Source organism: Streptomyces sp. PsTaAH-137, from assembly GCF_003259365.1.
In the GTDB taxonomy this organism is placed as follows: Bacteria; Actinomycetota; Actinomycetes; order Streptomycetales; family Streptomycetaceae; genus Streptomyces.
The window spans coordinates 1-2,840 of record NZ_QLLY01000006.1 but is presented as its reverse complement, the minus strand read 5'-3'; the positions used below and the strand labels follow the sequence as shown (position 1 = coordinate 2,840).

2 protein-coding genes are annotated in these 2,840 nt (G+C 73.3%); one reads left to right on the top strand and one right to left on the bottom strand.

What is annotated here, in order from left to right; all coding sequences use genetic code 11:
- Window positions 1-274: 274 nt before the first annotated feature.
- Window positions 275-1,684: an MFS transporter gene (locus tag K377_RS14440; protein WP_111663745.1), complete on the bottom strand. Its 1,410-nt coding sequence runs from the start codon at window positions 1,682-1,684 to the stop codon at window positions 275-277.
- Between the two features lie 221 nt (window positions 1,685-1,905).
- Here K377_RS14440 and K377_RS14435 point away from each other — a divergent pair, with 221 nt between their 5' ends.
- Window positions 1,906-2,754 (top strand): helix-turn-helix domain-containing protein, encoded by an 849-nt coding sequence (locus K377_RS14435; RefSeq protein WP_111663744.1) that lies wholly within the window; start codon window positions 1,906-1,908, stop codon window positions 2,752-2,754.
- The last annotated feature ends 86 nt before the right edge of the window (window positions 2,755-2,840 follow it).

The window sequence follows — 2,840 nt, the reverse complement described above, 5'->3', positions numbered from 1 at the left end:
GCCCCTAGGTCGTTCTTCGCGCGCGGCCCGGTGGCCGCTTCTCGCGCCGTTCCCCGCGCCCCCAGGCCGTACCCCACGCGCGCCACCGTCGTGGCTAGTCGCGCAGTTCCCCGCGCCCCTGAGATGCGCACTTCGTGCGGCATCTCATCGACAGAGGCGCGGCGGAGGCGCAGCCTCTGTCGGGGAGGCTGCGCGCAGCGCATGGCTCAGGGGCGCGGGGAACTGCGCGGGAAGAGGCCACCGGGCCGCACCCGGCGACGCTCACGGCTGGCCGTCATTCGCTCTTGCGGGGCAGAAGCAGCCCGGCCAGGGCCGACGTCACCAGCAGCACGCAGCCCGCGATGAGCAGGCTGACCCGCATGCCCGGCAACGAGAAGCCGTCGCCCGACACCAGGGCCCCGAACAGCGCCACAGCCAGCGCACCGCCGGTCTGGCGGAGGGCGTTCAGGAGGCCCGACGCGATTCCGGAACGAGGACCCGGCACCGAGTCCATCAGCAGAGCCGTCAGCGCCGGAACGGCGAAGGCTCCGCCGAGCCCGGTCGGCACCAGGAGCAGCAGCACCAGCCACATCGGCGTACCGGCGTCGAGCGGGAGGAGCACGAACATGGCCAGGGACAGGACGAGTTGGCCGATGACGATGACCGGGCGGCGACCGATGCGTTCGGCGACGCGCGGGGAGACCAGGTTCGTGGAGGTGATGATCACCGAGAGCGGGACGAAGACCAGACCAGCGGCAAGCGCCGACATGCCGCGCGCCTGCTGCAAGTAGAGCCCGAGAAGGAAGACGAGGCCGTAGAAGGCCAGGTTCAGGGCGAAGCCGACGGCGAGCGAGACGGCGACGGTGCGGTCGCGCAGCATGGCCGGCGGCACCACGGGCGCCCGGTGCCGCTTCTCGACGGCGCGGAAGGCGACGGCGGACACCGCGGCGATCACGAGCGACCCGAGCACCGGCACCGAGGTCCACCCCGCATGCCCGCCCTCGATCACGGCGAAGGTCAGCCCGGCCAGCGCGAGCACGGCCGTGATCTGCCCGGGAACGTCGATCGGCGCGGGCCTGCGCGGCGACGGCGCGACCCGTACGAGCACGGCCAGGATCGCCGCGCCGACGGGCAGGTTGAGGAAGAACACGGCCCGCCACCCGACGGACTCGGTCAGCACCCCGCCGAGCACGGGCCCCGCCGCCATCGCGACCGAACCGCCCACCGTCCACAGCGCGATGGCCCGCGCCCGGTGCCGCGCGTCGTCGTACGCCTGCCGGATCAGCGACAGCGAGGCCGGCATGACGACGGCCGCCGCCGCACCCTGCACCACGCGCGCCGCGACGAGCGCGCCGATCCCGGGGGCGAGCCCGCAGGCCAGGGAGGCGAGGGTGAACAGGCCGACGCCGAACGCGTAGGCGCGGCGGGCCCCGGCCCGGTCGGCGAGCGCGCCGGCCGACAGCATCAGCCCGGCGAAGAGCAGCGTGTACGCGTCGACGACCCATTGCAGGCCGGTCATGCCGCCGTGCAGCGAGGCGCCGACGGCGGGCAGCGCGATGTTCACCGCCGAGACGTCGATGGTGATGACGGTGAAGCCGAGCAGCGCGGCGATCAGGGCGAAGGCGGCGGGCGGCCGACGGGGGCCGGGTACGGCCTCGGCGCCGGGCGCCACGCGGGTGGCGGGGACTGCGGTGGCGACGGTCATGCCGGCCTCCAGGTCGGTTCCGGTACGGGCGAGTGGGCGGGGGCGCCGGGCCGCGGCCCTGTGACATGCACTCCCTGGGCCCGGGGCCCCCGGCCACTCGCTACGACCACCACTCTGGGACCGGCGGCGCGAAGGTGGCAGGCCGCGCTTCACCGGGGTGGGGCGTTCCTGGCCCTGACACACCCCCTCACCGCACCCGGCGGCCGTGGAGAATGGAAAGCATGGCTGAAACCACGGAACTGGGCCGCTATCTGCGGGCCCGCAGGGCCCAGGTCACTCCCAAGGACGTCGGCCTGCCCGCGGGCACCGGACTGCGCCGCACCCCGGGCCTGCGCCGCGAGGAACTGGCCACGCTCTCCGGGGTCAGCGTGGACTACTACACGCGCCTGGAGCGGGGCCGCGAGACGAACCCCTCGACCTCCGTGATCGACGCCATCGGCCGCGCCCTGCGCCTGCGCGGCGACGCCTACGAGCGGCTGCACGACCTGGCCGAACTGGCCTCGGGCCGGTCCTCCGGATCCGGCGAGCCCCGCGCCACGGACGACGACACCGTGCGCCCGTCGGTACTGACCATGCTGGAGGCGCTGCGCCCGCTGCCCGCGTACGTCGTCAACCGCTACAACTTCATGCTCGCCGCGAATCCGGCGGGCCGCCGCCTGCTGCCGGGCCTGTGGGACTGGCCGCCCGAGCAGCGCAGCATCACCCGCTACCTCTTCCTGCACCCGGTCGGCCGTGAGCTGTACGTGCCGTGGGAGGAGACGGTGACGGCGTCGGTCGCGCATCTGCGGGCCATCGCGGGCGGCGACCCCGACGACCCGCGGCTGACCGCGCTCGTCGGTGAACTCCTTCTCAAATCGCCGGAGTTCACCCGTATCTGGGACCGCTACGACGTGCAGGAGCGCAGCGGCGGCACCAAGACCTTCGCCCACCCGAAGGCGGGCACGATGACATTGACGTTCGAGGTCATGCAGCTGGCCAGGACCGGCGGCCAGCGCCTGGTGGCGTACCAGGCGCCGGCCGGTTCCCCGGACGAGGAAGCGATGCTGAAACTCGACCCCCAGAGCCCCTAGGCCGTGTTTTAGAACTGAGGTCCGTGTCTCGCCTCGTGCCGTGATGATCTCGGTGTGGGGCGAGGGGATCTTTCAGATGGCCAGTG